The organism is Couchioplanes caeruleus, assembly GCF_003751945.1.
GTDB lineage: Bacteria > Actinomycetota > Actinomycetes > Mycobacteriales > Micromonosporaceae > Actinoplanes > Actinoplanes caeruleus.
The window spans coordinates 1,723,994-1,748,718 of the sequence record NZ_RJKL01000001.1 but is presented as its reverse complement, the minus strand read 5'-3'; the positions used below and the strand labels follow the sequence as shown (position 1 = coordinate 1,748,718).

Below are 24,725 nucleotides of genomic sequence, written 5' to 3'. Positions count from 1 at the left end.
GCCGGTCTTCAGCAGTCGGCGGCGGCGAGCGAGGTGTCCACGAGATCCGCGCCGGCGACCGCCATCAGCAGCGGCAGCGCCAGTAGGATCGGCGGGTCGGTCGGGCGGCGTCGGCGCAGCGGCAGTTCCACGGTGACGGGCGAGGTGGCGTCGTCAAGGAGGATCGGGCCGGGTGCGGCGGCGACGTAGCAGCGGTCGAGGTCGGTGGCGGCCACCGCCTCGCGAACCGTCACCGAGCGCTCGAAGCACATCGCGAGCGGCTGGCACGCCGTGTCCGGCGGAATGACGAGCCCGGCCGTTCCGGGGGTCCGGACCACGGCGCAGCCGGCCGGGCGGCGCTGCGGGATGGCGCCGTCGAAGAGTCCGATCACGGCCAGGGCCCCATCGCCCGGGCCCCCGTCGACGGACACCGTCACCTCGGGGTGCTCCGGCGGCGCGAGCGCCGCACCGAGCCGCTCCACGATGTCGTGGAACGGCACGTCCGCGTAGGCCTGCACCAGCCGGCGGAAACGTCCCGGCGGGACGCCCACCACGCGGGTGAACTGGGACGTGAAGGTGCCCAGGCTGGCGTAGCCGACGTGCATGCAGACGTCGGTGACGCTGTCGTCGCTGTAGGCCAGCAGGCGTTTGGCCTCGGCGATCCGCCACGCCGCGAGGAACCGGGCCGGGGTGGAGTCGGTCAGCCGATGGAAGACCCGGTGGAAGTGGAACGGGCTGAGCCAGGCCGCCTGGGCGAGCGTCCGTAGCGAGAGGTCGTCGCCTAGATGCTCGCGCATGGTGCCGATGGACCGTAGGACGGCTTGACTCCACATGTCCGCGGTGCGTTCGGTGACCGGCCGGCCCGCGGTCGATGTCAGCTCCATGACCTCTCCTCTCCGCCTGGCGGTGGCGGCTAGCTCCGCAGCGCCTCGAAGAGCGCGGGAATCGACTGGGCTTGAAAGTCCACCTGGACGTCGAAGTCGTTGATCATGCCTTCCAGGACGAGGAGCGACAGCAGCGGAAACACGAACTCCGGGTCGGCCGAGATCCGGTTCCGGCGCTGCAGGTCGAACAGCCGGGCGGCGAACGGTCCGAGCCGGAACTGACCGGCGCGTTTGCCGTGGTTCTCCCGGACGAGCTGGCTCAGGTCGCGCCGGAAGCCGTACAGGTCCGCGCCGGCCGGCAGCGCGCTGGCGCTGCGCAACACGATCTCCACGCACTCGTCGGGCCGGCCCAGGGCCAGGTTGAGGAAGAACTGGGCGAACAGCTTGCGCACCCTGGGGCTCAGCTCGACCACGAAGCCGGCGTCCAGCAGCACCACCTCGCCGCTCGTGCGCAGGTAGAGGTTGCCGGGATGCATGTCGCAGTGCACCAGGCCGTCGATGAACAGCATCTGGAACACCGCGCGCAGGATCTGTTTCACGATCGTGGATCGCTGGTCGCGGGTGAAGGAGGCCGGGCCGAACCGTTCCAGCCCGTCGAGGAACTCCATCACCAGCACGCCCTCGCCGGCCGCGTCGGGGACGGTGGCCGGTATCCGTACCATGGCGCCGAGGTTGAGCCGCAGCCGTTCCAGCATGACGGCCTCGCGCGCCAGGTCGAGCTGGTTGAGCACGGCGGGACCCACCTGGTCGATCATGCGCTGGGCGGGCAGGCCGCGCAGGCCCGGCATCCGTTCGCCCATCCTGGCGACCAGCCCGAGCAGCCGGAAGTCGGCCACCATCTGACGATCCAGGCCGGGGCGCCGCACCTTGACCGCGACCGCCTGCCCGTCGTGCAGGCGCGCGCGGTACACCCCGGCGATGCTGCCGCTCGCCACGGCCGTGTAGTCGAACTCGGCGAACGGCCACGGCCGGCCGTCGGGGTACGCCTTCGCCAGGGCCCGGCGGACGTCCCCGGCGGGCATGGCCGCCATCCGGTCGGTGAGCTGGGCCAGCGCCGCGCAGGACGCCGGGGACAGCAGGTCGGACCGGGTGCTCAGCAACTGGCCGCTCTTGACGAAGGTGGGCCCGAGCCGCACGAGCGTGGGCACGACCGACCGTCCGGGAGCACCCGGCGCCGGCCGGCGCAGCGCCCGGCCGACGGCCCACCGGGAGAGGGTGACCAGGAGGCCGGCGCAGGCCAGGGCCCACATGCTCAGGCGGGCGACCAGGATGGGCCAGGGGACGGTGGGCGCCATGCGGGCCTCCGGCGGACTGCGAGGTGCCGAGCTGTCTCGGTGCGATTCAACGGCGTGCCGACAGGCGCGGCAAGGTCGGGCGACGCAAGACCCCAAGCTGGAAGACCTGGTGCTCCGCGCCGTCAAGGATCCGTCAAGGTGATGGGTACAGACTCCGATGTCTCGGCGGCCCGACGCGAAGGGGGATCGTGTCCACGGCGACGGAGGCAGCAAGCAATGACACGCGGGCGGCCCACCTCGAAGCGGTCACCCGGGCGATCGGCGTCATGCGGAGGCGGCTCGCGCATCCGCAGCCCTTGCGAGCGCTGGCCGGCGTGGCCGCGTTCAGCCCCTTCTACTTCCACCAGATGTTCCGCGAGGTCACCGCGATGACGCCGGCCCGGTTCCTGGCGGTGCTGCGCATGGCCGAGGCCCGGCGGTTGCTGCTGCACTCGAACCTTCCCGTCCGGCAGGTGGGTGCCATGGTGGGCTACACCAGCCCGGGCACCTTCTCCGCCCAGTTCGCGCTGCTGACCGGCACGCCGCCGTCGCGTTTCCGCACCCAGGCCCGCGCGCTCGGCGATGTCCGGGCGGCCGGGGCGCGCTGGTGGTCGCGGTCGCGCCCGCCCGCGGCCGACGGCGCTCCGGTGGTGACCCTGTCCCGGGCGCCGGATCCCGGCTCGCTGGTCTGCGTCTGCCTGGTGCCGGCCGGCAGTCTGCGCGTGCACCGGGGAAGCTGGACCCCGTCCACCGGTTCGCCGTGGATTCCCGTGGGAGTGCCGCCGCCCTGCGGCGAGTACGCCGCGTTCTGCCTGGTGATCCCGGCGGGCGCGCAGGTCGTCGACGCCCTGGTGGACGACGTGCCCGGCAGCCTGCGCCTCGGCCGGGCCGCCCTGTCGGTCTGCGCGCATCCACCACCAGCGACGGCACGGACCGCGCTGCGCTGGCCGGCGCCGACGGATCCGCCGGTCACGGCCCTGCTGCCGCTGGCCAGGCCGCCCGGCGCGGCGGGGTGATCCGACGGCCCGCACCGAAGTGGACGGACGATTTGGATGATCGGCCACTCGAACCGATCGATGGCGGAAGGGCACACTCTCAATGCGGACCGGCGGGGCGGTGCTCGATGACCGTCGCCGGTGACGACCTCGACGGGGGAGCAGTCGATGTCCGACTCCAGGGCGATTCTGCGTATTTCGGCGCTAGGTTCGATGCAGGTGCACCGCGGTCCGGTGCCGGTCGATCTCGGTCCGGCCAAACAACGGGCGGTGCTGGCTTCGCTGGCCCTGCACGTCGGCCACGCCGTCTCCATCGACTGCATGCTCGGCATGGTCTGGGGGCCGGCGCAGCCGGTCAGCGCCCGGCAGTTGGTGCACACCTACGTCGCCCGGCTGCGTCGCCTGCTCGAACCCGATCTGCCGCCCCGGGGCCGCACCAACATCATCAGCTCCGGTCCCGGCGGCTACCGGCTCGTCACCAGCCGCGAGCTCGTCGACGTCACGCGCTTCGAGCTGCTCTACCGGCAGGCGAAGCAGTTCCTCTGCGCCGACGAGCCGCAACGGGCCTTCGAGCTGCTCGGCGAGGCGATGCGCCTGTGGCGGGATCCGGAGCTGGCCGAGCTCTCCGCACTGCTGAACTCCCCGGAGATCCTTGATCTGCTGCGCCGGCGGTGGTCCGAGGCCGCGCTGGACTACGTACGGGCCGGTCTCGACCTCAAGCAGGCCGTGGCGGTGCTGCCGGCGGCGCGTCGGCTGGCGATCACCGAGCCGATGAACGAGGTGGCCCAGGCGCTGTACATCGTGGCGCTGGAGCAGACAGGCCGCCGCGCCGCCGCGGTCCGGCACTTCGACGACATCCGGGTGATGCTCAAGGCGGAACTCGGCGTCCAACCCGGCTCGCAACTTTCCGACGCGTACCGCGCGGTGCTCGCCGGCGACGACATGGCGCACGGCCGGCCCGGCGGCCCGGGCCCGTCGGCCGAGCAGGTCCGGCCACCCTGGCACGGCCGGGGACCCGGCCTGGGTCCGCTGATCTACCGGGAGCGGGATCTGGACGCCGTGATGTCCCTGCTGGCCGAGCAGCGGCTGCTGACGGTCACGGGACCGCCGGGGTGCGGCAAGTCGATGCTGGCCCTGCGGGCGGCGGCCTGCCTGCGGGACAACCTCCTGGGTGGCGTCGCCGTGCTGGACTGCGCGGAGCTCACCACCCCGGCGCAACTCGACGCTCACCTCAGCGAGCTCCTCGGCGCCGAGCCGGGGACCCCGCCGTCCCGGCTGCTCGGCGACCAGCAGATGCTGATCGTCCTCGACGACGTCGAGCACGTGATCGACGCCTGCGTCGAGGTGGTGGACGAGGTGGTGCGCGCCTGCCCGAACGTGTCCGTCGTGGTCACCTCGCGGGAGCCGCTGGGCGTGCCGTACGAGACCGTCTGGCGGCTGCGGCCCCTGGCCGTGACCGTCGGCGACGAGGCGCGCTGGGGTGCCGAGCCGCCGGCCGTCCAGCTCTTCGCGCGCCGGGCCGCCCAGGTGAGCCCGGGCCTCCGGCTCGGCGCGGACGATCTGCGGACGGTCGCCGACCTGTGTGCACGGCTCGACGACCTGCCGCTGGCGGTGGAGCTCGCCGCGGAGTGCCTGGCCACCGAGACGCTGGACGAGTTGGTCCGGCGGCTGGACGATCCGCTGCGGGAGCTGAAGCCGCCGCGCCGGGGACAGCCGGTGCATCACCGGTCGCTGCAGGCCGCGCTGCTGCGCAGCCTGCACTGCCTGGACGGGCAGGAGCGGTGGTGCTTCCTGCGGCTGGGTGCCCTGCCGCTGTCGTTCCGTGCCGAGCAGGCCGAGGCCGTCTGGGCGGCGTCGCCGTACGGCCCGGTGGACGGCCGGTGGATGCTGATGCGCCTGGCCGAGAAGTCGCTGCTCTTCGTCCGGCATGATCTGGCCGGCCCGCTGTACGGCAAGCTCCGCCTGGTGCACCGGCTGGCCGCCGACCTCGGGGTGACCGAGCGGCGCCCGGTCGACGCGTCCGCCGTACCCATCCTCTGATCACCCGGCCACGTCCGCGCCCCGGCCGACCGGGGAGCGGTCCAGCTCGGCGATCCGGATGCCGATCCGCCCGTGCAGGTCATACGCCGCGCTGACCCGCGCCATGAGCACGGCCAGCGCCTCCATCTCCCGGCTGCTCTCGATGCCGCCGACGTCCACCGGCTCGAACCCCAGCCGCCCGGCCAGGTCGAAGACCGGCGGCTTGGCGTCCGCCGGCCCCGCCACCGGCAGGGTCACCGTGCCGCCGCCGATCCGGGTGGCGGCCAGATGCTCGGCCGGTACCGTGTTGAAGGCCTTGACCGTACGCCAGCCGGTGGCCGCGGACGCGATGAGCTCGCCGCCGGACAGCCCGGGCGGCACCACCCGGTCCCGGCAGAAGCCCGGGTTCGTGGCGTCGATCAGGATGCGGCCGTCACCGCAGCGGCCCGCCGGTCCCGAGACCAGCCCCACGGCCACCGGGAACGGCAGCGCGAGCAGGACCGGATCGGTGTGCCACAGCACGTCGTCCAGGGTGGCGGGCGTGCAGTCCGGCGGCGGGTCGGCCGCCGGGCGGTCGCACCGAGCGGTGCACAGGGCGGTCGGCACGCCGGCGGCGGCCAGCACGCGCGCCAGCGCCGTACCCATCCGGCCGGCGCCGATGATCCCCATCATCGTGACGTTCTCCGATCACCGGCCGGCCGGGGTGCCGGCCGGATCGAACGGGACCAGGGCCGCGCGGAGCTCGTCGGGGATCGGCATCGGCTCCAGCCCGTGCGCGGCGCGCCGCATGCACGCCACGGTCTGCCGGCCGCGGGCCAGCAGCTCCTCGCGGCCGTCACGGCAGCGTACGTAGTCGAACGTCATGGCAGCCCGGTTGCCGGTCATCCGGTCCAGCCCCATCCGGATCTCGATCTGGTCGCCGGCGAAGCCCTCCGCGTAGAACTCGACCGCGCAGTCCACGGTGACCAGCACCAGGTCGCCGGAGAGCTGGGCGATCACCCCCGGCGCACGGTCGAGCAGGAACCGCTCGCGGCAGTGGCCCTGCCAGCGTACGTAATGTGCGAAGTAGACGTTGCCCACCAGGTTGGTCTCGTCGAAGGTCACCAGGTGGCGGTGGACGAAGTGGCCGGCCATCGGCGTCACCCCACCCCGACGCAGATCGCCACCGGGCTCGCCGTGCCGGCCAGCACGATGCTGTGCAGGCCCACGTCCCCGGACCGGAAGGTCGTCCAGCCGTCCCGGGTCTCGGCCACGGTCAGCGGCGCGGACGGCGGCTCCCCGAGCTTGCCCAGCACCTCCCGACAGGTCCAGATCCGGAAAGCGGCGGTGGCGGCGCTCTCCGTGGCCACCTGGGCGGCCTCGGCGGCGACCGCCGTGTCCGCCGAGGACAGCGGCGGCGCCACCTCGCCCATCCAGGCCCAGTCGACACCGATCCGGCCGGGCCCGGCGGCCACCAGCAGGCGATCGCCGAGGTGGCTGGCCGACACGCCACCCGCCCCGGCGGTCACCAGGCGTCCGTCGTCGGCGTGCGTGACCGGCGTGCCCGTCAGCCAGCTCGCCACCGCGGCCGTGTGCGCCGGATCGGACCGGTCGGCCCGGGCGGTGACCAGGTCCACCGGCGGTGCCGACGGTCGGCGGGCCAGCGACCGGGTGAGATACGCCCCGGCCACTTCCAGCGGCCACCGGTGGAGGTCCAGTGCCCGCACGGCCCGCAGCCGCAGGCCGGTCCAGTCCTCCACGGGCGTGCCCGCCGGGTCGGTCACCGTCAGGTCGAAGACGAACCCGCTCGCGTCCTCCGACCGCTGGCAGGCGGCGACGATGAGCCGGCCGGCCGGCGGGCGATGCATGTGGATGCGGTCCACACCCACCGGGAGCACCAGCCGGTCCGGCACGCAGGCCTGCAGCAGGTGCAGGAACGCGTCGCGCGCCCCCGCGTCGCCCAGGCGCAGGCGCTGGTCCAGGAACGCCGAGAACCACGGTTCGCGCGAGCCGGCGTCGACGACGCCGACGCAGCGGTACGCACCGATCGCCCGGTAGCCCCGTACGCGCCGGAACCGGGGGCCGTGGAAGAACAGCGGCCCGTACAGATGCGCGGCCGGCATCTCGGAGCCGGGCAGCGCGGCGGCCGCCGGGACCGGTGCGGTGACCGGGCCGCCGTAGCGGGCGGTGAAGTGATCGGTGGCGAAGCCGGTCTCGTCGCTGCGGACCACCACGTCGACCGCGCCGTCGTCGCGGGTCAGGGCGGCTACCCGCAGCGTCCGGCGGTCCCGGTCGGGAACGGTGACCGGGTGGCTGAGTCGGACGCCGGTGAACTGCGCCGGCCCGGTGTCGCCGATCAGCACCCCGGCGCACTGGGCCATCGCCTCCAGGCCCATCACGGCGGGCAGCACGGCCGCACCGTCGATGCGATGGTCGCTCAGGTAGGGGTCGGTGCCGGTGGACACGTCGGCGGCCGCGACCAGCTCGGTGGCCGGCGTGTGGACGAGCGGCGTCTCCGGGAATCGCCCGGTCACCCCCTCGCCGCCGTGCCAGCGCAGCACCGGCCCGGAGGGCAGGCGGCCGGTCACCAGCACGGTCGGCGGCAGGTCCGGCGTGGAGAGCAGGCGCAGCAGGGTGGCCACTCCGGCGTCGACCGGGATCGGGTCGAGGCCGCGCCGGATCAGACCGTCGAGGACGCCCAGGCGTACACCCATGCCGGCGCCCGACCACGCCGACCATTCGATGTTGAGCCACCGGACGCCGGGGTGTTCGGCGGCAAGATGGATGCAGCGCCGGGCCAGCCACTCGTTGGCCACGGCGTAGTGCGCCTCGCCGGCCAGCCCGGTACGCGCGATCACCGAGCCGAAGGTGACCGCGAACCGCAGCTCGCCGAGGTCGAGGGCGGCCAGTACCCGGTCGAACCCGTCCGTCTTCGCCGCGGCGGCCGTGTGCATCGCCGTGACGTCGAGGTCCGGGATGAGCACCGGCACGTTCTGCCCGGCGGCGTGCAGCAGCGCCCGGACCCGGCCGTGCCGCCGGCGCACGTCGTCGAGCGCCGCGGCCACCGCGACACCGTCGGTGATGTCGACGGCGTGGTAGACCGCGTCCGGCAGCCGGGAGAGGGTGGCACGCACCGCGGGGTCGGTGCCCGGCGTCCGGCCCAGCAGCACCATCCGTGCGCCGGTCAGCTCGGCCAGCGCGACCGCGCATTCCGCGCCGATGCCCTTGGCGCCCCCGGTGACCACGCAGACCTCGCCGGGACCCAGCGGGATCCTCCCGGGATCGGCCGGGCCGAGCGGCACCGGCGCCATCGCCGGCACCGCGCGGCGGCCGTCGCCGGTGAGGACCACCTCCGCGTACGGCGCCGGCTCGCGGCGTGCCTCGGCGGCGGCCCGGGCCACGCCGGCCGGGTCCGCGGGAGCCTCGACCACCAGGACGGGAATCCGCGGCTCCTCGGCGGCCAGGCTGCGACCGACGGCGGCGCCGACGCCGCCGTGGTGCACGACCACGAGCGGGGCGCGGTCCCGGTGCGCCGACCGCAGGGCGGTCACCACGTCCGCCGGCGAGGCCTGCGCCGGCCACGGCGGCAAGGCGAGCACGTAGGCCGGGGTTGCGTCGCCGGCCGGGGTCTCGTCGCCGGAACGGCCGAAGGCGGCGCGGATCTCGTCGGCGAGCGGATGACCGGTGAGATCGCCGACCAGGGTGAAGGCACGGGCGACCGGAGCGGCCTCGGGTGGTGGTTGCGGAACGAGCAGCGGCGCGAACGCCCGTACCCAACCGGCCACCCCGGCAGGGGGAGCGTCCCGCTGGTCCGCGGCGGGCAGGCCGGCGACGGTCTCGGCCAGCTCGCGGACCGTCGCCGTGCTCAGCGAAAGCGGCGCGGCAGGCATGGCCCGGCCCAGGCGCGCGGCCACGGCGGTGGCGATCTGGGTCACCCGCAGCGAGCTGAGGTGCAGCTCCGCCAGCAGGCGGGCGTCCGGCGCGATGGTGTCGGCGTCCAGTTCCAGCGCCTCCGCGACGCACGCGACGGCGACGCTCAGGGGATCCCCGTCGTCCGCATCCGGGCCGGCCGGCCGGCCCGCAGCCGGCTCGGGTCCGGACGGCGCGCCCGGCACGGCCTCGCACGGGTTGGTCAGCAGCAGACGGTCCCGGTCGAGGGCGTACGGCCTGGTGAACCGGCCCGCGAACCAGGGCGTGAGCGTGCCGCACCGGCCCGCGGCGAACAGCGCCGCGGTGACCGAGGCGGCACCCTCGGCCGACGGCGACCCCGCGTCCAGGGAGACCGTCGTCGGCCCGGCCAGGCCGGCCATCATCCGGCCCGGTCCGACCTCGACGAACAGGTCGGCGGAGAGCCGGCCCAGCGCCTGCGCGAAGCGCACCGGCGTGGTGAGCTGCCGGACCAGCAGTTCCACCAGGTCCTCGCCGGCCAGCCAGTCGCCGGTGACGGTGGAGGCCACCGGCCGGCGTACCGGGCGCCAGCCGAGCGCCGCGGCGGCGGCCTTGAGCCGGGGCGCGGCCGGTTCCATGGCAGGGGAGTGGAAGGCGTGCGCGACCGGCAGCCAGGTCGCGCCGATGCCCGCGCGGGCCGCCGCGTCGATGACCCGGCCCACCTCGGCGCGGCCGCCGGACACCACGGTCCGGCGCTCGCCGTTGTCCGCCGCGATCACCACGTCGGTGCCCCGCAACAGGCCGGCCGCGGTGTCCGGATCGGTCTGGAGGTTCGCCATGCCGGCCCGGCCGGGGTCGGCCTCGGCCATGGCCGCGCCCCGGGCGCGGGCCAGCAGGTACGCGTCCGCCTCGCGCAGCGCCCCGGCCCAGACCAGGGCGCCGATCTCGCCGAGGCTGTGCCCGGCCGCCTGGTCCGCGTCGGCGCCGATCGCGGCGAGCCAGCGCAGCCCGGCGAGGATGCCGCGGACGATGGCCGGCTGGGCAGCGTCGGTGCCGACGGTGGTGTGGGGATCGTCGGGAAGCGGGAGCTTCTCGTCGTATCCGGGTGGCAGCGCGGCCAGGAGCTGCCCGAGCGCGCCGGGCCCGGAGTAGCAGGGCGCCGCCTGTCCGGGGAACAGCACCGCGACCCGGAGCCGGTCCGGGCCGCCCAGGAACACCCGGCGCGGCGGATCGACCAGCGTGGTGCCGCCGGCGGCCAGGTGGTCACGGGCCTGCCGGACGGCGGCCGCCAGCTCGTCCGGACCGGCTACCGCGGCGGCGAACCGGTACGGCGCATCCACCGTGGTGCCCGCCAGGGTCGCCGCCAGATCACCCAGCTCGCCGCGGGTCAGCGTGCCGCTCACCTCGGCGATGCGGGTCAGCTTCGCGGCCAGCTCCGCCCGGTCGGCGGCGGCGCACACCACCACCTCGTGGCTCGGGTGCGGGGCGGCGAGCCGCTGGTGGGCCGGAGCCAGCCGGCGGCGCCGGGCGGACGCGGTGCCGCCGACCACCACGTGCACGTTGATGCCGCCGAAGCCCATCGCGCTGACCGCGGCGTGCCGCCGGCCGGCGGGCCACGGCCGCGCCTCGTCGAGGATCTCCAGGCCGGCGCCGGGAGCGGTCAGCAGCGGATGGGGCTCCGCACACCCGGTGGTCGGCGGCAGCACGCCGTGGTGGACCGCCAGCACCGCCTTGAGCAGGCCGGCCACCCCGGCGGCCGCCTTGGTGTGTCCGATGTTGGCCTTGATGCTGCCCAGCGCCGCCGCTCGGCCGGCGCCGCGGCGCAGCTCCCGCAGCGCCTCCAGCTCGGCCTGGTCACCGACGGCGGTGCCGGTGCCGTGCCCCTCGATCAGGCTCACCGTCGCGCAGTCCAGCCGGGCGTGCTCGTACGCCCGGCGCAACGCCAGGCCCTGGCCGGCCGACTCCGGGCGGGTCAGGCCGCCGCTGCCGTCCGACGACATCCCCCAGCCCAGCAGGTGGCCGTACGTGCGCAGCCCGCGGTCGCGCGCGAACGACTCCCGGCACAGCACCAGCACGCCGCAGCCCTCGCCGGGCAGGAAGCCGGTGGGGCGCCGGTCGTACACCCGCATCCCGCCGCGCGCCAGCGCGCCCACCCGGGCGAAACCGACCAGCTCGAACGGGTCCAGGCTGAGGTCGACGCCGCCGGCCAGCGCCACCTCCAGCCGGCCGTCGGCCAGCGCCGTGGCGGCCGTGGAGACCGCCAGCAGCGACGAGGCGCAGGCACCGTCCACCGTGTATCCGAAGCCGTGGAAGTCGAAGTGGTTGCACACCCGGCCGGCGATCGTGTTGGCCAGCGCGCCGGAGAGGGTCTCGTCGGACGGCTCCGGAAACGGTGCCTTGTATGCACGCTCGATCGCCGCGATCAGGCCGGCCTGCTCGTCGGCCGGCACGGCGGAGCCGGCGAGCGCCGCCAGCACCGACCTGCGGACGTACGGCCAGCGGGTCCGCAGCGTGGCCGCCCGGGAGAACTCGCCGGTGAGCGAGTTGCCCAGCACCACGCCGGCGCGGGTGCGGTCCAGCCCGTCGCCGTCCGGGAACCCGGCGTCGGCGAGCGCGGCCGCGCTCACGTCGAGGGCGAGCCAGTGCGTGGTGTCCACGGCCCGGAACGTCGGGCCGGCCACGCCGAAGCGCGGCCGGTCGAACGTCCAGTCGCTGATCAGCCCGGCGTGGGTGACGTACGTCTGGTCCGCGCCGTCGCCGCCGTACTCGGCCAGCGGCAGCCGCCCGGGCGGCAGCGGGCGGAAGGATCGCCGCCGTGCCATGACGTTCTGCCACAGCCGGTGCGGGGAGTCGGCTTCCGGGTAGCGGCATGCCATACCGATGACGGCGATTCTCTCGGCCATGCTGGTCCTCCTAGCCGGCGACGTGGGCCGCTTCCGGCGCCGGGGCCGCCACGGGTGGCTGCGGCGACGGCGCCGGGCTCTCGTCCGGCCCGCGGCGGGCCCGGCGGACCACGGTGAACAGGAACCGTCCGGCGCACACGGCGGTCAGCGCGTAGAACAGCCCGAAGGTGATGTGGACGGCGACCAGGACGCCGTACACGCCGGCCGCGGCCGCGCCGAACAGGACCTGGTCGCGCGGGCGGGAGGGTGAGGTCTGCGGATCGGTGATCATGTAGTTGGTGAAGAGGATGAACGCGACGCCGGTCATCACCAGCAGACCGGAGGCCAGCGAGTCGGGGCCGATCGCTGCCCGGATCAGCGCCTGGAGGGCGAATCCGCCGACCCAGCCGAGGATCAGCGGCATCCGTCCGGTGAGCTTGGCGTTTATCATGGTGCCCGCGATCATGATCGCGCCCGGGAGCGCCCAGTCGATCACGGACCCGACGTTCTCGGTGAACTGGTACGGCGGTGCGATCGCCACCCAGCTGAACAGCACCAACGTGGCGCTGATCCCGAAGTTGCTCGGGTTGAGGAAGTGCTTGGGCACGCCGCCGATCCGGATCCGCAGCAGGTACTTGCTCGCGATGGCCAGGGTCACCGCGAAGACGGTGGGCATGAGCCGCTGGTTGCCGTACAGCAGCATGGCGCAGGCGAGCGCGGCGATGTGCGCGGGCAGCAGGAAATTGATCATGTTGACGGCGCCGCCGCGGTAGCGGGCCGGCCGGTGCTGCGCCCAGGCGTCCACGGTCTCCAGCAACAGGCTCAGGGAGTAGGACACCAGCATCGCCACGATCGGCGTCAGGTAGGCCTGCTCGAAGCCCAGGAACCAGTGGCCGACGACGGTGAACACGGTGATGGACACGGCGAACCGGCGCAGTGCGGTCAGTCCCTTGGCGGATCGGGTGGGCACGGAAGTCGTGGTCATCGCGGAGTCCTCCTGCGGCGTCGGGGGCCGGCCGCGTCAGGGGCCGAGGGTCAGGTCGTGCCAGCCGGGTGCCAGCGTGCGGGTGGTCGTGTGCGGGCCGGCGGCATCGCGCCAGGTGACCGTGACGGACACCGGGCCGCTCGCCGCCCCGAGGCCGAACAACAGCTCGGGCGCGTTCACTCCGGTGTGCCCATTGGCCGGATAGAGCTGGGAGCGCAGCACCGTGCCGTCGGCACGGGTGACGGCGACCGAGGCGCCGATGGCCGGCCGGGGACGGGCGTCCGGGCCGGTGGCCGGCAGCAGCAACCGCAGGCCCAGGTACGCGCGCGGCGCACCGGTGTTGTGCAGGAACTGCGAGCGCGCGAACTGGTTGGCGAGCAGCACGTCCGGGCGTCCGTCGTGGTCGACGTCGGCGACCGCGATGCCCCGGGTGGGACCGTGGTTCGCGATGCCGAGCTGCCGGGCGATGTCGACATACCGGCCGTCGGTGTCGCGCACGAAGAACGGGTCCCGTTCCCGGCCGGAGATGTCCGTGCCCGCCTCGAAGTTCGGCCACGCCGCCGGGAACCGCAGCACGTCGTCGTTGGCCATGGCGAGTTCCTGCAGGTTGGCCCAGCGGTTCACCCGGCCGCGGACGAAGCCGACCGCCTGGACCAGTTCGTCGGTGCCGTCGCCGTCGAAGTCGGCGGCCTTGACGTCCCAGCCCCAGCCGCTGCGGGAGAGCCCGAGTGCTTCGCTGTCGTCGCGGTAGGGGGCTTCGAGGTCGCGGAACGGGCCGGTTCCGGTGCTGACGAACGCGAAGTTGCTCTCCTCGAGGCCGCGCTGCACGGTGATGTTGCTGATCACGATGTCCTGCCGGCCGTCGGTGTTCAGGTCGGTGAACGCGACGCCCATGCTCTTGAACGAGTCGTCGCCCAGCGTCTTGGACTTGGGGGTGTCGACCGCCCGGGTGCCGCCGAGTTCGCGGAACGCCACCCGGCCCGGCGTCGACCGGTTGTGCAGAAGCTGGTCCGGTCCGAAGTCGTTGGCGACGTACAGCTCGGGCAGCGCGTCGCCGTCCAGGTCCTGGGCGCCGGTGGCCAGCGTCCAGGAGCGCGACTGGGTGGGGGTCAGGGCGGCAGAGGCGTCGGCGTAGCGGGGCACCCCCACACCGTCGACCAGGTCCACCCGCTCGAGCCGCAGGATGCGGTTGGTCCCGGCGTTGGCCGCCCCGGACATCGAGTCCTGCATGCGCATCAGCGGGTCGTCGCTCGCGGCGCCGTCCAGCACCCGGGCACCGTCCGGGAAGTAGTTGCCGATGAACAGGTCGAGGTGGCCGTCGCCGTCCAGATCCACCACGTTGGCCGTGGTGCTGTTCCAGATCTCGGTGGGATGCGGCGTGATGTCGGTGGCGCGGAAGGCGCCCGGTGCCAGCGGCGCGCCGGGCCGGCGCAGGTAGGCGATCGGCGTCCGTCCCCAGAAGTGCACGAGCACGTCGGTCCAGCCGTCCTCGTTGAGGTCGGCGGTCACGCAGCCCATCGGCGCGGTGGTCGCCGCGTCGTAGGCCACGCCGGTCGGGGCGAGCGGGAAGACCGCGAAGCGGCCGGCGCGTTCGGGCACGGGCCGGATGGTGACCGAGTTGTCGCGCGGATCGACCAGGCACGCCTCGCCGGGCAGTCCGTCGCCGTCCAGGTCGTCCAGGCCGGCGGCGGCGCCGACCGCGGAGATCCAGGCCTGGATCTTTCTCAGCGCCGGCTGGACCACGCGGTCGGTACGCCCGCCCACCGGATCCCGGTTGACGTCCTCGATCGCGAAGGTGAACCGCTGCGCCAGCGCCGTGGTGTCGGCGGCCGGGGCGGCCGGCACCCGGGTGAACCAGCCGGCTGCCACGCACAGTCCCGCGGCCAGCACGGCCACCAGCGCCGCCCGTCCGCTCCGTCGTGCCTTCATGCCACGTCCTCCGCACCCGCCGGGCCGACCGCGGTCGCGGTCGCCGACCGCTGGACGCGCAGCCGCCACTCGCGATAGTCGTCCGCCGTGTGGTCCGGGCCGGTCAGCCCCTGCCGGGCGGTCCAGGTCCATTGCGCGGCCACGGCGGGTGTGACCCCGGTCAGGATGGGCACCGCCGTGGCGGCGTGGTCCGGGGTGAAGCCGCTCAGCCGCCACGCCTCGGCGCCGAACGCGGCGCCCTGGGCGGCCGCCGCGCGATGGTCCGCCGCCCGCTCGGCCAGCAGTTGATACGTGTCCGCCCCGACGCCGCCGGCATAGACGGAGGCGAGGGCGATCCCGCTCCACACGTCCGCGTGGTGGTGGACGGGCATCGTGGCGACCAGGGCGGCCAGCCGGTCCGGATCGCCGCAGGCGCGGAACCAGAGGGAGCGGCCCAGACCCTGGTATTCGATCTCGCAGACCGCCGAACAGCGGCGGGCGTGCGTACGCCAGCGGTCGAGCGCGCGCGGCGTGGCGAAGAACGCCTCGCAGAACCCCTTGCCGTCGTAGGCCAGCCAGCGCAGCAGCGGGGCCTCGGCACCGATCCGGCCGAGGCGCCGGCGCCGCAGCTTGGCCAGGGCCCAGCCGCTGCCGACGTGCAGCAGATAGGCGTACCTCTCGCCGTAGGCCGCATGGAGCGCGGCGGTGCGCCGCGTCCCGGTGATCCGGCCGGCGTCCAGCAGGGTGGCGGCCATGGCGGCGCCCTCGGCGGCCAGGCCGCGGTGGTGCGGGAGCACGCCGGAGAGGTCGGGTGCGTCGTCCGGGGCGGTGGCCAGCTCGGCGTTGAAACCGTCCAGGAAGGACGTGGCCGCCGCCTCCAGCGTGGCCCGGGTCCCGGCCGGTCCTCCTGCGAAGCCGCGCGCCTGGAAGTCGACGAGGGAGTGTTTGAGCACCAACGGTCGCCGCCAGCCGAGTCGGCGCGACGAGGTCTTCGGTCCGGTCATGTCCGCCCCTCCCGGGAACACTCGGCCCGAAGCCAAACATGACCGGGTTGAACGCTTCTGGATCGTCCTGGACCGCACTGGACAGCCGCTGGAAGAGCACGGGAGCACGGCTCCACCCAGGGGCGGAGCCGTGCTCCCGTGCGGGTGGGTACGAGCTCAGTTCCAGGGCATGGTGGGGAACGCCCCGAACCCGAACATCGAGGGCACCCGGACGTCCCAGTACACGACGAGGAACGTGCCCAGCGCGACCAGCGCGACGCCGGCGATCTGCAGGGCGCGCTCGGGTCGCCGCGGACGTCCGGCGCGGCGGGACGCGGTGGCGCGGGCGACCAGCGCGATGAGGCCGACGAGCACGGCGACGATGAGCACGTTGCCGAGCGACTGCAGGATGAAAGCCAGGGCGCCGTACAGCGGGTTGCGGGTCTCCGCCGCGTATTCGAGCAGCTTGTCGAACAGCGGGTAGGGGCGTCCGATGAGGAAGCCGCCGATGAGCGCGCCGAGCGTCATCAACCGTGCCCGGGGCCGGCGGGCGAACGGGTCGGGGACCGCGCCGAGGGTGCACAGCCCCAGATAGATGAACGCCAGGCCGATCAGCCCGAACACGACGAACGACTGGACCAGGCGCTCCGGCACCCCGTTGGCCAGCACGCGGTCGGAGAGCTGTGGGAGCCGGTCGCCGAGCAGGACGGCGAGGAAGCCGTACCCGGCGGAGACCGCGACCATGCCGGCGGTCAGCCAGCCGAGCCCGGTCATCGCCGCGCGCGTGCGGCTGGTGGTGTTCCCGGCGAGCTGCGGCAGCGCACCGAAGACGGCGATGTTGCAGGCCGTGAAGGTGCCGGCGAGGCCGGAGACGAACGCGAACACGATGCCGGCCGCCGCCCCGCTGATCGCGGTCTCCTTGGCGTCGTAGCCGAGCAGCGTGTCGGCGGTGTTGTCGCCGATGACCCCGTCGACGAACCTGTACGACCAGACCAGGGCGAGGATCACCCCGAGCAGGATGCCGACGGTGACCGGTACGAGGCTCGGCGGACGGCGGGGCTCGGTGACGTCCGGGGTCTGCACCGGCCGCTCGGACAGGCTCATGGCGAAACGTCCTCTCGTACCGTGTCGAAAAGGGTGTCGAAGAGCTCGATGCGCCGTGCGGACAGCGGCACGGTGAGGTGCAGCCGCCCGGGCGCGGGCGGTGACGGGACCGGGGCGGGGGCGGGGAGCAGTCCGCGGATGCCGCGTCCCGCCAGCGTCCGACCGGCGGCGCCGTCCGCGTCGGCGACCACCACCCAGGGGATGTCGGGATGACCCGGCTCGACCGCGAGTCCGGCCGTGGTGAGCCGCTCGACGAACCGCGGCTTCACCGTGCGGACGCGCCGGCGCAGCGCGGCCAGGGGATCGCCGGCGGCCAGGACCCTTAGCGCCGCCAGCAGCGCCAGTTCGCCGATCAGCATCGGGGTCACCAGTTCGCGGACCCGGACGGCGATCGCCGGCGAGCAGACCGCGAAGCCGGCCCGCAGCCCGCCCCACGAGTACGCCTTGGTGAAGCCGCGCAACACGATCAGGTTGCCGGCCTCACCGACCACCGTGGCGGCACTGCCGGCCGGGCCGAGGTACGCCGCCGCGCTCTCGTCCACGACGACGGCCGCCCCCGCCTCCGCCGCGGTCCCGGCGAGTCGCACCAGGTCGGCGAGGCCGAGGATGCTCGCGTCGAACGCGGGCCGGTCGAGATGGACCAGGGCGGGCCGCACGCGCCGGATCTCCGCCGTCAGCCCGGCGACCGTGGCCGGTCCGGCGGCGATCTCGATCTCGGCGCCGCGGAACGCGGCCCAGGCCTGCAGGTCCGGGTGGGTGTGCGCGGGCGCGAGGACCGGGCCGCCGTCGGCGAGGCCGGCCAGGTCCCGCAGCAGAGAGGTCACCCCGGCGCCGAAGTACAACTGAGCGGGAGCCACGGTACGACCGAGGTACCGGCTGACCACCGGCGCGCCGCGCAGGCTGCCGAAGGGGTCGTCGACCGGATAGTGACCGGCGACCTCGTCCGCCGAGGCGGCGAGCCCGGCCCAGACCGCGGCCGGCGGGGGGTCCAGCAGTTCCGCTTCGTCGTCCGCGTACCGCAGGTCCAGCCGGGTGTCCGCTGACTCCTCGCCCCAGCCGGTGACGGCCAGGGAATCGGGCGGCGCGACCAGCGCCCGGGCCACGATCAGCACGCCGGGCGGTGCCGGCCCTTCCGCAGTCGAGGTCAGCTCCACGTGTGCTACCCGGAAGCCCGCGCCGCCGACGAGGGTGGCCAGCTCCGTCGGATGGTAGAAGCGCACCGGGCCGGCGCGTCCGGTCAGCGGGTCGAAGCCGGCGGTGGCGCCGGCCTGCTCGATGACGAGCATTCCGCTCGGCCGCAGCCGGCGGCGGATCTCGGCCAGGAACCGGCGGTGTGCCGCCTCGTCCCCCCGCCAGCGCCAGTCGGCGCAGACGGCGGCGTCGGATTGCGGTGCCTCGGCTTCCGGTGGCCAGACGCTGATCGTCCGGCCGGGCCGGGTGAGTGCGGTCGTCCAACCGGCTGCGTCCCCGGCGGCGAGCAGGATGCGCTCACCGGTGAGCCACCGGTCGATGTCGCCGGGGCGCATCAGCGGCCGGCCAGGATCTTGCGCAGCGTGGGGCCGCTGCCGTCGGCGAGCGCGTCGTCCGACGGCTCGTAGAGGCAGAACCGGTGCCCGGACGGGTCGGTGAAGCGGATGGTGCGGCCGATGTCCTTCGAGCCCACCCCGCGGCCGGTGAAGGTCAGCCCGGCGGCGGCCAGCTCGGCCGTGCTGCGGTCGATGTCCGAAGTGTGGAAGACGAGCAGGTACGTGTCGTATCGGATGTCGCGGCCGTCCGCGGCGAGCGGTGCCGGTTGCAGCACGATGGGCACCGAGCCGGTGGCGAAGGCCGGCGCCGCCGGATCGGGTTGCCGCAACCCGAGGACATCGCGGTAGAAGGCGACCGACGCGGCCACGTCCGCGACCCGCAGGCGCAGCTCGGCGACCGTCGCAGGCCGATCGCCGACCTCGAAGTGATGGCCGTGCGGGTCGGTCGTCAGCGTCGTCCCACCGGTGCACACGATGGTCAGTCCGTCCGAGCCGGACGTGCCGAATCGGGATGCGGGGGAGAGGTTGAGCGACAGGATCAGGGAACCGGCGTCGTACTTGACGACGCCGTGGCGGTGGTGGGGGTCCTCGTCGGTCTCGATGACGGCGAGACCCAGCCGGTGTTCCAGGAACGACCGCTGAGCAGCCAGGTCATGTGCCTCGAGGAAGACGTACAGCAGTGCCAGATCTCGAAAAGTCACCGGAACTCCTCGCTGTCCGTACCTGCGCAGAGCGTAGGCAGGGGACGCCCCGGCGGCTTCTCCGCGCTTGCTTCGTTCGGGTTTGCGGGTACCCGGACCGCCCATCTAGTGCCACTCTGGTCAGGACGGACGTACTCACCAGAGGGAGCACCCATGATCACCGGATCCCATGTGGTCCTGTACAGCGCCGACGCGGACGCGGACCGCGCCTTCCTCCGTGACAAGCTGGGGCTCGCCGCGACCGACGGCGGAGGCGGCTGGCTCATCTTCGCGCTTCCCCCGGCCGACGCGGCCCTGCACCCGGCCGAGAACGTGCCGCGGGGGGAGTCGGGCGATCTCAGCGAGTTCTACCTGCTGTGCGACGACGTCAAGGCGACGATCGCCGAACTGCGCGAGAAGGGTGTCGACATGTCCGGCGACGTCGACGACAAGGGCTGGGGACTGCTCACGTCGATTCCCCTGCCCAGCGGCGGCCGGATCGGCATGTACGAGCCGCGTCATCCGTCGGCACACGGCTGAGGTGTGACGGCGGGACCGGAAGACAAGCGGGCGCACCGGAGCGCGTCGCATGCGGCGTGGGTTCCGGGCGCCCGCATCCACAATGGGGCGCCGGACGGCTAGTCGAACCTGCTCCGGAGCATGCCGCCCTTGTTGTCGAGCGACCGGTGCTCGACCATCTTGCCGTCGCGGAAAGTCACCACGTCCTGCCCGGTGAAGCTGACCTTGCGGTTCGACGCCTGCTTGCCGAGGAACCTTCCCCGCTGGGTGCCTTCCAGCTTCCAGCGGAACGTGACCGTGTCGCCGTCGGACGTGATCTCCTCGATGCTGAACTTGCCGTCGGGGAACGCCGAGCGTAGGTGCTGGATCTTCAGCTTCAGGCCCAGCCTGTCGCGGGAAGTCCCGGGCATCGGCGTCTTCTCGACATCGTCGGTGTCTTCCACCAGCTCGTCGACGATGTCGACTTCGCCGGAGTTGAATGCCTCGGTCATCCGCCGGATCGCGCGTTCGTGATTCTTCTGCCTGTCTACCTGTGTCATCTCCCTACCTCCTGGACGTGCCGATATCGCGGAGCCTAGGCATGACAAGGGAAAAAGGCTTCTCCCACCTTGCTTGCTCAGTTGATTGTTTGTTCATCAAGGACCTGAGGGACCAGGTCGGCCCTGTCCGCCGCCACCTTGATGCGCTCCAGCAGGTCGAGCTGCTCGTCGAGCGGGGGCTGCCGTACGTTGGTGAACAGCACATGGTCGACGGCGAGCGCGGCGAGCTGCCGGAGATCCTCGACGACCTGGTCCGGCGAGCCGCCGAGGAACGGCCGGCCGAGCCCCATGGCGGACGGGGTGAGCGGGGTCGCGGCCCGCACCACGATCGACAGCCGGCCGGGGTCGCGCCCGGCGCGTGCGGCGGACGTCCGGAACCGCTCGATCGCCGCGCTCAGCCGCTCGAGCGACATCGACGTCGGATTGAACCCGTCGGCGATCCGGGCGGCCCGGTCGATGGCGGCGGGGGCGGCGGCGCCCACCAGGATCCGCGGGCCGCCGCGCCGATGCGGCTTGGGGTCGATGTGGGACGGCGGAATCCGGTAGTAGGGACCGTCGTAGGACACCGGGTCCGGCGACCACGCCGCGCGCAGCGCCGCGACGAAGTCCTCCAGCCGGGCGCCGCGCTGCTCGAACGGCACGCCGGCGACCTCGTACTCCTGCCGCATCCATCCCTGGCCGAGCCCGACCACCACACGTCCGCCGCTGAACTGGTCGAGCGTGGCCAGCCGGCGCGCCAGCAGGATCGGATGGTGCAGCGGCGCGGTCAGTACGCTCGTGCCGAGCCTGAGGCCGGTCGAGCGGGCGGCGACGAAGGACAGCGTGTCGAGGGGTTCGTAGGTCTTCCGGTAGTACATCGGCAGGGGCCGTGGCGGGCCCGGCGGCTGGTCGACGTCGCCCGCCGGATAGAGGACCCGTTCGTGGGTCCACACCGCGGCGTAGCCCAGGACCTCGGCCTCCCGGGCCATCCGGACGATCGCCTCCACGCAGGCATGCGGCCCCGAGGTCAGCAGGTCTATTCCCAGGTCCATCTCGGTCCCTACCGGCCTGCGCACTCGGCGTCGGCTTCGGAGAGCGCCCGGGCGATGGTCGCGCAGTGCTCGGGCTCCAGCCGCGGGTTGGTCTGCACGAAGGCGATCCGCTGGAGCAGGCCGAGGCTCTCGTCCATGAACCCCGGTGGATACTCGCGATCCGAGCCGGCCCAGGGGTCGTGGCGCGGATCGATGCCGACGCGGGCGACCATCGCGCGGAAGTTCGTCGCCCAGTGCGCGCCGGTGTTCGGGAGATAGCGGTCCGTGCTCATGGCCGCGTAGCAGTGCTCGATCTCGCCGCCGGCGAACAGCTCGCGCGAGGTCGTGACATGCCGGATCCCGCGGGCCCGGACGGCGCGGACGAAGGCCTGGCAGGCCCGCTCGTCGTCGAAGATGAGCGGGGTCATCCAGCCGGAGTCGCCCGCCGGGTCGTTCCCGGGCACCCGCCGGTACGTCCGTGCCGGCCCGGTCGCGTCGAAGATGAGGTCCCGCGCCACCCGGAGGCGGCCGAGCAGCTCGTCGAGGCGCTCGAGCTGCGCCAGCGCCACCGCCCCGGTCAGCTCGTTCATCCGCAGGCCGGTGGCGGGCATGATCCGGTCGCCGATCCCGATGTTCCGCTTGCGCGCCGGGAGGGTCCGGCCTCCCGTGTAGAGGACCGCGAACTGGTAGAGCTCGTCCGAGTTCGTCGCGAAGAACCCGCCGTCTCCCGCGGCCAGGAACTTCATGAACTTCGTGCTGAAGGCGGACGCGTCGCCGATGCTGCCCACCCGGCGCCCGCGATAGCTCACGCCCACCGCCTGGGCGTTGTCCTCGAGCAGGGCGACGCCGTGCCGGTCGGCGAGCGCGCGCAGGGCACCCAGGTCGCAGGCCGCGCCGAAGAGGCTGACCGCCATGACGGCCCGGGTGCGCTCGGTGATGTTGCGTTCCACATCGGCGACGGAGAGGCCGAGCGTCTCGTCCACCTGGGCGATGACCGGTACGGCGCCGCACAGGATCACGGCGTCGGCGCATCCCACCCAGGTCACGGCCGGAACGATGACCTCGTCGCCGGGACCGACGCCGATGCCCAGGAGCGCCGCGGTGAGCGCCGCGGAGCCGGAAACCGTGGCGTGCACGTGTGCGACACCGAGCAGCGATTCCGCGGCCTCCTCGAAGCGCCCGACGAACGAGCGGGCGGCCGGGATCTCGTATCGCCAGAGCCGCTTGCTCCGCAGGGCTTCGAGAACGTAGCGCTCCTCCGCCTCGCCGGTCAGATCCGCTCCCGTGCTCGTGTACGGGATGTCCAGATAGTTGCCCAGGCCCGCCGACCGCAGCGCGGCAGCGTAACGGTCGTCGCCCACCGCGTCGCGGAGCAGGGACAGCACGACAGCCACCGCCGGCGGGGCCGCCGTACCGGTGAGATGCCGGATCACCTCGGCGATCTCGTCGTCGTCCTTCGTGACGAACGCCTTGCAGAACTCCTCGTGGGCCTCGTCACCGGCGAGGGCCGCGTAAGCGGCCAGTTGGAGATCCTTGACCGCCTTGCGGGGCTCGGCCCGGCCGCCGTCCCCGGCCTCGTTCCCGGCGAGGGCGGCGAGCGCGGCGCGGAGGTCTTTGAAGTCCATGGTGTCCTCCTCCCCGGCGTCAGAGGTCCGCGCCGAGGATGCGTCGGATCTCCGCGCCGCCGGGTCCCGCCATGGTCTCTTCGGACGGTTCGCACAGGTAGTAGCGGTATCCGCCCGGATCCTCGAAGCTCGCCGTCGCCCCGATCCGGGACACCACCGGCTCCCCGCCGAAGGTGAGCCCGCGCGCGGACAGCTCGGCGGCGGAGGCTTTCAGATCGGCGGTGTGGAAGCCGAACGCGACACTCTTCGACCCTTCGGTGGCCACCTTGTGCAGCGCCGCGTGCTCACCCTCGCCGACGTGATGGGTGGTCAGGAGGACACCACCGCCGTCGTACTTCACGACGCCGTCGGCGACGCTCGTCACGCCGCGGTGACAGGTGTTCGTCTCCATCGGTACGAGGCCGAGCATGCGCTGGTAGAACTCCTCCGTCGCGTGCAGGTCCCGGACGTACAGGAAGACGTAGAGCAGCTCCTGGTGGTCGTCGCCGGGCTTGCGGTGCCCGGCGGACGCCTCGCGCAGCGCCTCGACCTTGCGGCCGCTCGGCCAGCCCATCGCTCCTTCGGACACCGCGTAGAGCGACAGCCAGTGCCCGTCCGGGTCGTAGAACTCCGCCATCGTGCCGGCCCGGGACGTCTGGGTGGGCTGCAGCCGGCCGCCGCGCTCCTCCATCGTGGCCCGTGTCTTCTGCACGTCGTCGACGAGCAACGCCAAAGTCAGGGACCGGTCCGGGTCGCCGAGAGGCACGGCGGAGTCCGGCGCGCTCTGCAGGCTCAGGATGACGTGGCCGACCGGATAGCTCACCGACGTGTCATCCGGGTCGAGGGCGCGCAGGCCCAGGACGTCCTCGTAGAACCGCCGCGACTCCGCGAGGTCGCGGACGTGGAGGGTGACGTACATCAGGCGCGATCTGGTTAGCATCGTTCCGGCTCCCGACCCTCGATGAGGCTGTAACCGTGCTTGGTCGACGTGATCCCGGCCAGCCGCAGACCCGCCGTACGGAAGAGGTCCGCGAAGTCCGCCGCCGTGCGCTCGCGGCCGTGACAGCCGACGAGCATCAACAGGTCCATCAGCAGGCCCGGGCTTGGTGCATTGTCGGGCGGCAGCACGAATTCCACGACGAGCAGGCGCCCGCCCGGACGCAGAGTGCGGCGGCAGTTCGCCAGGACCTCGGCCGCTTCCTCGTCGCTCAGGCCGTGCAGCACGCTCTTGAGGACGTACACGTCGCCCGGCGGGAGTGGCCGGTGGATGTCGCCGGCCACCGCCTCGCAGCGGTCGGCGACGCCGGCCCGGGCGAACACCCGGCGGGCCTCGTCGAGCACCCGCGGCTGTTCCACCAGCACGCCCCGGACTCCGGGCCGGGCGTGCAGAATCGCGGCGAGCAACTCGCCGTGGCCGCCGCCGACGTCGACGACCACCTCGACGCCGGCGAGGTCGTGCCCGGCGATCGCGCCCGCGACCGGTGCGGTGTGCCGCGACATCATCTCGTCGAACACCGCACCGGACTCGGGATGCTCGGCGAGGTATCCGAAGAACTCCTGGCCGAAAAGGTGCTCGAACGCGGGCTCGCCGGTGCGCACGCTGTGCTCCAGGGCACCGAACGCCTGGTAGCTGACGCCGCCGGACCAGAGCGCGAACGGCAGCACCGACCGCGGATCGTCGGAACGCAACAGTTCGCCGAGCGGGGTCAGGGAGAACCGTTGCTCGTCGTCCGCGGCGACGATGCCGTGACCGGCGAGCGCGCGCAGCAGCCGGTGCAGCGCATCGGGATGGGCGCCGACGACCTTAGCGAGCTCGGCGCTCATCCGGGGACCGTCGCGCAACTGGTCCGCGAGGCCCAGCCTCGCCGCCACGTGGACGGCCTGCTGGAGCTGGTTCCCGACGAGCAGCCGGGCGAGAGTCTGGGCGGCGGACGTCGTCGGTGCCGACGGGCTGGTCATCGTGACGG

General features: G+C 73.5%; 19 protein-coding genes. 3 read left to right on the top strand and 16 right to left on the bottom strand.

The features are described from left to right. Positions 1-8: 8 nt before the first annotated feature. Together EDD30_RS07600 and EDD30_RS07595 are read right to left on the bottom strand one after the other, a co-directional pair. Positions 9-863, bottom strand: coding sequence for a helix-turn-helix transcriptional regulator (locus EDD30_RS07600; RefSeq protein WP_071802660.1), 855 nt, complete (start codon positions 861-863; stop codon positions 9-11). Positions 864-892: 29 nt separating this feature from the next. Beyond that, a complete protein-coding gene (locus tag EDD30_RS07595) occupies positions 893-2,158 on the bottom strand; it encodes an ABC1 kinase family protein (protein ID WP_084556013.1) in 1,266 nt (421 codons plus the stop codon). Between the two features lie 188 nt (positions 2,159-2,346). Here EDD30_RS07595 and EDD30_RS07590 point away from each other — a divergent pair, with 188 nt between their 5' ends. Both EDD30_RS07590 and EDD30_RS07585 read left to right on the top strand, forming a co-directional pair. After that, the gene (locus EDD30_RS07590) at positions 2,347-3,153 is read left to right on the top strand and encodes a helix-turn-helix domain-containing protein (RefSeq protein WP_071802659.1); all 807 of its coding nucleotides are present in this window, start codon (positions 2,347-2,349) and stop codon (positions 3,151-3,153) included. A 147-nt stretch (positions 3,154-3,300) separates the two neighbouring features. Further along, a complete protein-coding gene (locus tag EDD30_RS07585; RefSeq protein WP_071802689.1) occupies positions 3,301-5,172 on the top strand; it encodes an AfsR/SARP family transcriptional regulator in 1,872 nt (623 codons plus the stop codon). Here EDD30_RS07585 and EDD30_RS07580 read toward each other — a convergent pair whose 3' ends face one another. The 9 genes from EDD30_RS07580 to EDD30_RS07540 all read right to left on the bottom strand — a co-directional run bounded on the left by EDD30_RS07580 (position 5,173) and on the right by EDD30_RS07540 (position 19,107). Further along, the gene (locus EDD30_RS07580) at positions 5,173-5,823 is read right to left on the bottom strand and encodes an NADPH-dependent F420 reductase (protein ID WP_071802658.1); all 651 of its coding nucleotides are present in this window, start codon (positions 5,821-5,823) and stop codon (positions 5,173-5,175) included. Positions 5,824-5,838: 15 nt separating this feature from the next. Then, positions 5,839-6,285, bottom strand: coding sequence for an acyl-CoA thioesterase (locus EDD30_RS07575; protein WP_071802687.1), 447 nt, complete (start codon positions 6,283-6,285; stop codon positions 5,839-5,841). 5 nt (positions 6,286-6,290) lie between these two features. Beyond that, entirely contained in the window at positions 6,291-11,921 is a 5,631-nt protein-coding gene (locus EDD30_RS07570) for a type I polyketide synthase (protein WP_071802657.1), read from the bottom strand. 10 nt (positions 11,922-11,931) lie between these two features. Further along, entirely contained in the window at positions 11,932-12,885 is a 954-nt protein-coding gene (locus EDD30_RS07565) for an RnfABCDGE type electron transport complex subunit D (RefSeq protein ID WP_071802656.1), read from the bottom strand. Positions 12,886-12,921: 36 nt separating this feature from the next. Beyond that, positions 12,922-14,814 carry a CRTAC1 family protein gene (locus tag EDD30_RS07560; RefSeq protein WP_071802655.1) on the bottom strand — a complete coding sequence of 631 codons (1,893 nt, stop codon included), beginning with the start codon at positions 14,812-14,814 and terminating at the stop codon, positions 12,922-12,924. Continuing rightward, positions 14,811-15,797 (bottom strand): DUF1702 family protein, encoded by a 987-nt coding sequence (locus tag EDD30_RS07555; RefSeq protein WP_071802654.1) that lies wholly within the window; start codon positions 15,795-15,797, stop codon positions 14,811-14,813. Before EDD30_RS07555 ends, EDD30_RS07560 begins: the two co-directional genes overlap by 4 nt. A gap of 156 nt (positions 15,798-15,953) precedes the next feature. Next, positions 15,954-16,880 carry a hypothetical protein gene (locus tag EDD30_RS07550; protein WP_071802653.1) on the bottom strand — a complete coding sequence of 309 codons (927 nt, stop codon included), beginning with the start codon at positions 16,878-16,880 and terminating at the stop codon, positions 15,954-15,956. Beyond that, a complete protein-coding gene (locus EDD30_RS07545) occupies positions 16,877-18,406 on the bottom strand; it encodes an aminotransferase class I/II-fold pyridoxal phosphate-dependent enzyme (protein WP_071802652.1) in 1,530 nt (509 codons plus the stop codon). The genes EDD30_RS07550 and EDD30_RS07545 overlap by 4 nt, the downstream gene beginning before the upstream one ends. Beyond that, a complete protein-coding gene (locus tag EDD30_RS07540) occupies positions 18,406-19,107 on the bottom strand; it encodes a VOC family protein (protein ID WP_071802651.1) in 702 nt (233 codons plus the stop codon). Before EDD30_RS07540 ends, EDD30_RS07545 begins: the two co-directional genes overlap by 1 nt. A gap of 153 nt (positions 19,108-19,260) precedes the next feature. Between EDD30_RS07540 and EDD30_RS07535 the strand changes: the two genes are divergently transcribed. Then, positions 19,261-19,626: a VOC family protein gene (locus EDD30_RS07535; protein WP_071802650.1), complete on the top strand. Its 366-nt coding sequence runs from the start codon at positions 19,261-19,263 to the stop codon at positions 19,624-19,626. 98 nt (positions 19,627-19,724) lie between these two features. On the opposite strand, the gene EDD30_RS07530 is transcribed toward EDD30_RS07535, so the two are convergent. The 5 genes from EDD30_RS07530 to EDD30_RS07510 all read right to left on the bottom strand — a co-directional run bounded on the left by EDD30_RS07530 (position 19,725) and on the right by EDD30_RS07510 (position 24,717). Next, positions 19,725-20,144 carry an ester cyclase gene (locus tag EDD30_RS07530; protein WP_071802649.1) on the bottom strand — a complete coding sequence of 140 codons (420 nt, stop codon included), beginning with the start codon at positions 20,142-20,144 and terminating at the stop codon, positions 19,725-19,727. A 77-nt stretch (positions 20,145-20,221) separates the two neighbouring features. Continuing rightward, the gene (locus EDD30_RS07525) at positions 20,222-21,175 is read right to left on the bottom strand and encodes a TIGR03619 family F420-dependent LLM class oxidoreductase (RefSeq protein WP_071802648.1); all 954 of its coding nucleotides are present in this window, start codon (positions 21,173-21,175) and stop codon (positions 20,222-20,224) included. Positions 21,176-21,183: 8 nt separating this feature from the next. Beyond that, positions 21,184-22,779, bottom strand: coding sequence for a DegT/DnrJ/EryC1/StrS family aminotransferase (locus tag EDD30_RS07520; RefSeq protein ID WP_071802647.1), 1,596 nt, complete (start codon positions 22,777-22,779; stop codon positions 21,184-21,186). Between the two features lie 19 nt (positions 22,780-22,798). Further along, complete coding sequence (locus tag EDD30_RS07515; RefSeq protein WP_084556010.1) at positions 22,799-23,698, bottom strand: VOC family protein; 900 nt, start codon at positions 23,696-23,698, stop codon at positions 22,799-22,801. After that, the gene (locus EDD30_RS07510; protein ID WP_071802645.1) at positions 23,692-24,717 is read right to left on the bottom strand and encodes a methyltransferase; all 1,026 of its coding nucleotides are present in this window, start codon (positions 24,715-24,717) and stop codon (positions 23,692-23,694) included. Before EDD30_RS07510 ends, EDD30_RS07515 begins: the two co-directional genes overlap by 7 nt. Positions 24,718-24,725: the final 8 nt, after the last annotated feature.